General features: G+C 71.8%; 7 protein-coding genes. 5 read left to right on the forward strand and 2 right to left on the reverse strand.

Annotated elements, in window-relative coordinates; genetic code table 11:
* Positions 1-53 precede the first annotated feature (53 nt).
* Entirely contained in the window at positions 54-1,034 is a 981-nt protein-coding gene (gene meaB, locus D9R14_RS13820; RefSeq protein ID WP_245420802.1) for a methylmalonyl Co-A mutase-associated GTPase MeaB, read from the forward strand.
* 7 nt (positions 1,035-1,041) lie between these two features.
* On the forward strand, positions 1,042-1,662 hold the full coding sequence (locus tag D9R14_RS13825; protein WP_121623909.1) for a pyroglutamyl-peptidase I family protein: 621 nt from the start codon (positions 1,042-1,044) through the stop codon (positions 1,660-1,662).
* Here the strand turns inward: D9R14_RS13825 and D9R14_RS13830 are convergent.
* Positions 1,649-2,941 (reverse strand): sensor domain-containing diguanylate cyclase, encoded by a 1,293-nt coding sequence (locus tag D9R14_RS13830; RefSeq protein ID WP_170168618.1) that lies wholly within the window; start codon positions 2,939-2,941, stop codon positions 1,649-1,651. The genes D9R14_RS13825 and D9R14_RS13830 overlap by 14 nt on opposite strands.
* Before the next feature lie 260 nt (positions 2,942-3,201).
* Here D9R14_RS13830 and D9R14_RS13835 point away from each other — a divergent pair, with 260 nt between their 5' ends.
* The 3 genes from D9R14_RS13835 to D9R14_RS13845 all read left to right on the forward strand — a co-directional run bounded on the left by D9R14_RS13835 (position 3,202) and on the right by D9R14_RS13845 (position 6,224).
* Positions 3,202-4,128 (forward strand): sulfite exporter TauE/SafE family protein, encoded by a 927-nt coding sequence (locus D9R14_RS13835; protein ID WP_121623911.1) that lies wholly within the window; start codon positions 3,202-3,204, stop codon positions 4,126-4,128.
* Entirely contained in the window at positions 4,125-4,919 is a 795-nt protein-coding gene (locus D9R14_RS13840; RefSeq protein WP_121623912.1) for a TIGR02186 family protein, read from the forward strand. The genes D9R14_RS13835 and D9R14_RS13840 overlap by 4 nt, the downstream gene beginning before the upstream one ends.
* Positions 4,920-5,441: 522 nt before the next feature.
* Entirely contained in the window at positions 5,442-6,224 is a 783-nt protein-coding gene (locus D9R14_RS13845) for an enoyl-CoA hydratase-related protein (protein WP_121623913.1), read from the forward strand.
* A gap of 27 nt (positions 6,225-6,251) precedes the next feature.
* On the opposite strand, the gene D9R14_RS23155 is transcribed toward D9R14_RS13845, so the two are convergent.
* Positions 6,252-7,018: hypothetical protein (locus tag D9R14_RS23155; RefSeq protein WP_210210852.1), on the reverse strand; the 767-nt coding region annotated here is incomplete at its 5' end.

Genomic DNA, 7,018 nt, shown 5'->3' on the forward strand with positions numbered 1-7,018 from the left:
GGGCGCCACAAGTTCCCGGCGCGACGAGACGGACGAGAAAGGGACAGGCGTTGGTGCGACACGAGGACGATGCGGCGCTCGCTGCGCGCGTGGCGAACGGGGAGCGGGCCGCGCTGGCGCGCGCCATCACGCTGGTGGAATCGCGCCGGCCGGACCACCGCCAGCGCGCCGAGGCCCTGCTCCAGGGGCTGCTGCCGCGCACCGGCGGCGCGCTGCGCATCGGCATCACCGGGGTGCCGGGCGTCGGCAAGTCGACCACCATCGACGCGCTCGGGACCTATCTGACCGGCAGGGGCCACAAGGTGGCGGTGCTTGCGGTGGACCCCTCCTCCACGCGCACCGGCGGCTCCATCCTCGGGGACAAGACGCGCATGGCGCGGCTCTCGGTCGACCCGAACGCCTTCATTCGGCCCTCGCCCTCCAGCGGCACGCTCGGCGGCATCGCCGCCAAGACGCGCGAGACCATGCTGCTGTGCGAGGCGGCCGGCTTCGACGTGGTGCTGGTGGAGACGGTGGGCGTCGGCCAGTCGGAGACCGCGGTCGCCGACCTCACGGATACCTTCCTCGTCCTGATGCTGCCGGGCGCCGGCGACGAGCTGCAGGGCATCAAGAAGGGCGTGCTCGAGCTTGCCGACATCGTCGCCGTGAACAAGGCGGACGGCGACAATATCGCCCGCGCCAGGGCCGCCGCCGGCGAATACCGCGCCGCGCTGCACCTGCTCGGCCCGCGCACCGAGCACTGGGCGCCGCCGGTGCTTATCTATTCCGCCCTGACCGGCGCCGGCATCGCCGACATCTGGGAGCAGGTGGAACTGCACCGCAGGAAATGCGAGGCGGCCGGGGCCTTCGCCGCCACCCGCCGAACCCAGCAGGTGCGCTGGATGTGGACCCTGCTCAACGAGCGCCTCGCCGCGCGCGTCACCCACGATCCGGCGGTGAAGGCGCGCCTGCCGGAGCTGGAGCGGCAGGTGGCTGACGGCACGCTCGCCCCGGCTCTGGCGGCGGCGGAGATCGCCGGCCTGATCGGACTGTGAGGCGGGCATGAGCCGGCCCGTCCTCCTCGTCACCGGCTTCGGCCCGTTCCCCGGCGTGCCGGCGAACCCTTCCGCCGTCCTCGCGCGCCGGCTGACGCGGCTGCGCCGGCCGGCTCTGGCGCCCTTCGAGGTGAAGCTGGCGGTGCTGCCCACGCGCTGGGACGGCCTCGACGGGCTCGGCACCCTGATCGCGCAGGAGAAACCGGCGGCGGTGCTCCTGCTGGGTGTCGCCGCGCGCCGCCGGCAGGTTTCGATCGAGGCCCGCGCGGTGAACGCCGCCCGTGCGGCGCCGGACGCCGCCAAGGCCTATCCGCCCGGCCCGCTCCTCGCGCCGGGCGAAGCGCCGGTGCGGACCGCCTCGGCGCGCCTTGCGCCGCTGCTGGCGGCGCTGGGGCGCCACGGCGTGCCGGCACACCTGTCGCGCGATGCCGGGCGCTATCTGTGCAACGCCGCCTATTTCCGGGCGCTGGGAGCCGCTGGCCGCGCGCCCGTGGTGTTCGTCCACCTGCCCGGCCGCACCGGACGCCCGATCGGCGTCGGCACCGCTTGCATGGAGCGCGCGCTCGGCGACCTGCTGGTCGCCTTCGCCGCCCAGGCCCGCGGAGGCGGCCGCCTTAGGCCTCGATGAGGTCGATCCGGTCGCGGCCGCCGTTCTTGGCGCGGTAGAGCATGTCGTCGGCGAGCTTCATCGCCTCCACGGTGGCGATCGCGGACGGCCGGCGCACCGCGCAGATGCCGATGCTGACGGTCAGCCGATCAAGGAGCGGATCGATGCGCGTCCAGTCCACCATGCGCAGAGAACGGCGCATGCTGCGCGCGACCGCCATCGCCTCCTCGCCGGTCGCGTTCGGCAGCAGCACGGCGAATTCCTCGCCGCCATAGCGCGCGGCGACGTCCGCCGAGGGCGTCATCGCCTCCTGAACCGCCGCCGCCACGCGGCGCAGGCATTCGTCGCCCGCGGCGTGGCCGAAGGTGTCGTTGACCGCCTTGAAGTGATCGAGGTCGATCAGCATCACCGCCACCGGCCCCCCGCCGCTGATGGATTTCGCCCAATGCTCGGTCAACGCCTGGTCGAACCGGCGACGGTTGGCGAGGCCGGTGAGCACGTCGGTGGCGGCGATTGTGGAGAGTTCGTCCATCGCCCGCTTCAGCTCCGCCTGCTGGCGCTTGAGCACGGTGATGTCGGAATGGGTGAAGAAGCCGACGCCGCTGGCCGAGCGGCGCGCGATCACCCGCCGCCAGCGCCCGCCCGGCAGACTGATCTCGAACGGTGCGCCGGCAAAACGCAGGTTGTCGAGCGCCGACGCCTCGGCGGCGCGGTCTTCCTGGCCGGCCTTCAGGCACGCCTCGCGCACCACCTCGGCGAAGGTCAGGCCGATGACCGAGCGTTCCTCCGGCACGTCGTAGAGCGTGCGGAACTCGTCATTGGTGGCGACGATCCGGTCCTCGCCGTCCAGCACCATGGCGCCGTCGGCGATGAAGTTGAGCAGGTCGATGGGAAAGTCCGCCCACAGCGCGCCATGCGCCGGCGCCGCCTGCTCCGGCGCGATATCCTGCCAGATGCGCACGCGGTAGCCGTCGCCGGTGGCCTGGGACGCGACGCGCAGGCGCCGGCCGAGATGGCTGAACACGAACGGGCGCGTCTGGGTCCGGTGGCGCTCGATGCCTTCCGCGATATAGCGCTCGATATTGGCCAGTTCCCCGGGGGAAAGCCGCCCGCGATAGAAGCGCAGGAGATTGTCGCGATAGGGCTCGCCCGGATGGACATGGCCCGCATGCTCGGGAAAGAAGCGCAGGAATGCGTCGTTCCAGAGAACCGTCCTGTCGTCCGGGTCGAACAGGCACACCGCCACGTCCAGGGTGTCCAGGACATCACCGAAGAACGCGTAGGTTTCAAGCTTCGGCACAATGCCCCCTCGGCCACCCGGGCCGCATGATTGCGCGCGCGCAATCATGCAACAAGCCATCTTCCTCCGCGGGGGCACGCTGTCCACCGCCAAGGCACAGCGGGCGCCATGCCGGCGCGCTGAAAGTAAACCCATTGATTTGATTAAATAAATTATTTCTGGCGTGGGGCGGAAGGGCCTTCAAATGCCCGCCGCGATGCCGTAAAGCGCGTCTCATCCTCTGCGCCATCGGCCCGCCGCTCCGTCATCAGGACCCCTCCGTGACGATCTACCTGCCCATCGCCGAGCTGCCGGTTGCCATTTTCACCATATTCGCCATGGGTTTGGCCGTTGGTTTCATCTCCGGGATGTTCGGGGTGGGCGGCGGGTTCCTGATGACTCCCCTGCTCATCTTCACCGGCGTACCGCCCGCCGTGGCGGTGGCAAGCGTGTCGCCCTACATGGCGGCCTCGTCCTTCTCCGGCGCACTCTCCTACCTGCGCAAGGGCATGGTCGACCTGACGCTGTCGGGAGTGCTGCTCTCGGGCGGGCTCGTGGGCACGACGGCGGGCGTGGCGCTGTTCGCCTTCCTGCGCCGCATCGGCCAGGTGGATCTCGCCATCGCCCTGTCCTACACCGCGCTGCTCGGCGCCATCGGCGCGATGATGCTGACCGAGAGCGTGCGCGCCATCGCCCGGACCCGGCGCGGCGGGCAGCCCCAGGTGCGGCGCCCGGGCACCCATTCCTGGTTCATGCGGCTGCCGCTGAAGATGCGCTTCCGGCGCTCGCGCATCTATGTCTCGGCGATCCCCGTGGTGGTGCTCGGCTTCGTCATCGGCCTCCTGGGCGCGGTGCTGGGCGTCGGCGGCGGCTTCATCCTGGTGCCGGCGCTGATCTACATGCTGCGCGTGCCGACCCAGACCTCGGTGGGCACCTCGCTGGTGCTCACGCTCGTCACCATGACGGCGGCCACCGTGCTGCACGCGCAGGCGAACGGCACGGTGGATGCGGTGCTCGCCTTGGTGCTGATGATCGGCGGCACGGTGGGCGCCCAGTTCGGCGCCCGCGCCGGCCAGACCATGCGGCCGGAATATCTGCGGCTGCTGCTCGGGCTCCTGGTGCTCTCGGTGGCGATCCGCGTCGCCGCCGATCTGGTGCGCCCGCCCGCGGACGCCTTCATCGTCGCGCCGGTGGAGGGACCGCCATGAGCGGCCCCCGCAGCCGCGCCGGACGCCGGCTCGCCGCGGCGCTCCTCTGCGTCCTTGCCGGCGCAGCCGCATCGGGTGCGGCACGCGCCGAGAGCGTCGTGCTGTCGATCTCCCAGGGCGAGGTGCTGATCACCTCCAGCTTCGCGGGCGCCGACCTCGCCATCTTCGGCGTCGCCGAGGCGAAGGGCGCCGGAACCCCGCCACCCGACGTGGTGATCACCGTGCGCGGGCCCACGCAGACCTTCCTCACCTGGCGCAAGTCGCAGGTGATCGGGCTGTGGATGAACACCGACAGCCGCGCCTTCCTCGACGTTCCGGGGTTCCTGAGCGTCATGTCGAGCCGGCCGGCGCCGACGTTCGCCGCGCCCGAAGTGCTGCGTGCCGAACAGATCGGCCTCGACCGCTTCCTGCTGGTCCAGCGGGTGGGACCCGACTTCGCGGACGTGGTGGCCTCGGACCCGTTCCGCACCGCCTTCCTGCGCATCCAGGCCGCACACGCGCTCTACCAGGAAGACCCGGGGGGCGTCGTGCTGCTCGCCCCGAACGTGTTCCAGGCGCAGCTCCGGCTGCCCGGCCACGCGCCCATCGGCCGCTACGAGGTGCATGTGAAGGTGCTTCGCGACGGCCGCGTGACCGGCGAGGCGCGCACGCACTTCGAGGTCGCCCGTTCAGGATTCGAGCAGAGTATTGCGTCTTTCGCCCATACCAACGGTATTCTTTATGGTATTTCCGTCGCGCTCGGCAGTCTCATCGTGGGTTTTCTGGCAAACCTGCTGTTCCGGAAGGAATGAGCGCCAGCGGCTCTACGAGGACAGCCACGCTCTCGATCAGCGGCTCCGGCGGGTTGCACGGGGGCACAGACCATTCAGTTACCAGTGGTTGAATTTGTTGGCGATGATCGACATTTTTCGCTTGAAGTCGCATCACGAACTCGTCACAGAAGACGCGAGGGCCCGCCGCGTGGCCAATTTCCTTCGGGTGCCAAGCCCTGACCGGCGCCCGTAGGGACGGGACGGTGCCTCGCGGCATCGTCCCGGCTCCCTTCCCGAGCCCCGGACCGGCACCCGCGCCTGCTTCCCATATGCTCTTTCGCACCCGCTGCGGCGCGACCCCTTCCGCCCGGCAGTCCGCATCGCGCGCATCCGAACGCATGGCCTTGCGGCAGCGATTGGGGCATATGTCTTCCCCAAGGCCCGCGCCGCGACGAGATCGGGCGGCCGGCCGATCTGCTCCGGCACGGCGCCAGCGAAGGGCGCGCGCATCGTCCCTTGGTGCACCATGCCGGATCGCAGGGGCAGCACAGGGAGGCGCAGTTGGCGGGGACCATCGCAATTTCGGTCGAAGGCGGCATCGCCCGGCTCGTCCTGTCCAATCCCGAGCGGCGCAACGCCGTTTCCAGCGGCATGTGGCGGGCGCTGAGCGCATTCGCCGCCGAGGCCGGGGGGCGGGCCGATATCCGCGTCGCGATGCTGCGCGGCGAGGGCGATCTCGCCTTTTCCGGCGGCGCCGACATCTCGGATTTCGACACGGCGCGCCCGGATGCGGCCGGCGCGCAGAGCTATGACGACATCGTGGAGACCGCTTGCTCGGCGATCGAAGGCCTGCCTTTCCCCACGCTCGCGCTGGTTCGCGGCGCCTGCGTCGGGGCGGGTGCCGCGCTCGCGGCGAGCTGCGACTTGAGGATCGCCGCGGACGACGCCTTCTTCGCCATTCCCGCCGCCCGCCTCGGGCTCGGCTATGATCCGCGGGGCTTCGCCCGGTTGGCGCGCGTGTTCGGCGGCCAAAGCGTGCGCGCGATGTTCTACACGGCCGAGCGCATGGGTGCGGCCCGGGCCGAGGCCGTCGGCGCCGTGGACAGGTGCCTGCCGGGCGCCGAGGCGGAAGCGGAGGCCCAGCGCATGGCCCAGCGCATGGCGGAGAACGCGCCCCTAACGCTGCGCGCCGCCAAGCTCTCGATCCGCGCCACCGAGGGCGCCCCGCACCAGGTGCTGGCGGAGGCGCGCCGCGCCGCCGCCCTCGCCAATGCCAGCGCGGACTATCGGGAAGGCCGTCTCGCCTTCGCCGAGAAACGCGCGCCCCGCTTCACCGGCGCCTGAGCCGGCGCCGCGCGCCGCCGCCCCGCCTCAGCGGGCGGCGGCAGCCTTCAGGCGCTTGTTGCAGGCGCTCCAGTATTGCGGCCAGGTCTGGCCGTCCGGAATCTTGCCCGCCTCCTTCTGGGTGCGCCACTGCGCGCCGCATTCCTTCATGCGCTCGCGCGCGGCGAGCTGGCCCGGCGTCGGCTCGCGCACGCCCTCGCCGGTGTCCTCGTCGTCGTCCACCGCGGCGGGGGTGGCGGCTGGCTTGGTGCCGGGCTTGGCGGCGGCCGGAGAGGCTGGAGCCGCAGAGACGGGCTTGGCGGCAGCGGGTGCGCCCGGCTTCGCGGCGGCGGGAGCGGCGGCCGGCGAGGCAGCGGCGGGCGTGCCTGCGGCAAGCCGCGCGGCACAGTCGCTGTAGAATTTCGGCCAGGTGGCGCCGGCCGGCAGCTTGCCGGAGGCCTTCGCCTGCTTCCATTCCTCGGCGCACAGCGTCTGGCTGCTATAGCCGGCGCTTGCTGCCGGAGCCGCTGCCGGCTTGGCCACGGCAGCCGGGGCGGCGGCGGGCGGCGCGGCAGCCCCTGCGGGCGTCGCGGTGGGTGTCGCAGCGGACAGGCGTGCGGCGCACTCGCTGTAGTATTTGGGCCAGGTGGCGCCGGCCGGCAGCTTGCCGGCCGCCTTCGCGCTCTTCCACTCCTCGGCGCACAGCGTCTGGCTGGAGGGCGCTCCGCCCGCGGCAGGCTTCGCGGCCGTCGACGCAGGCGCGGCGGCCGGCTTGGCTGCGGGCGCAGCGGCGGGGGCCGGCGCCGGAGCGGATG

The sequence above is a fragment of the Xanthobacter tagetidis genome (assembly GCF_003667445.1).
In the GTDB taxonomy this organism is placed as follows: domain Bacteria; phylum Pseudomonadota; class Alphaproteobacteria; order Rhizobiales; family Xanthobacteraceae; genus Xanthobacter; species Xanthobacter tagetidis.

Bases quoted from the DNA above. Each gene is read 5' to 3' on its own strand.
- D9R14_RS13825 (WP_121623909.1), top strand. From the start codon at position 1,042: ATGAGCCGGCCCGTCCTCCTCGTCACCGGCTTCGGCCCGTTCCCCGGC.
- D9R14_RS13840 (WP_121623912.1), top strand. From the start codon at position 4,125: ATGAGCGGCCCCCGCAGCCGCGCCGGACGCCGGCTCGCCGCGGCGCTC.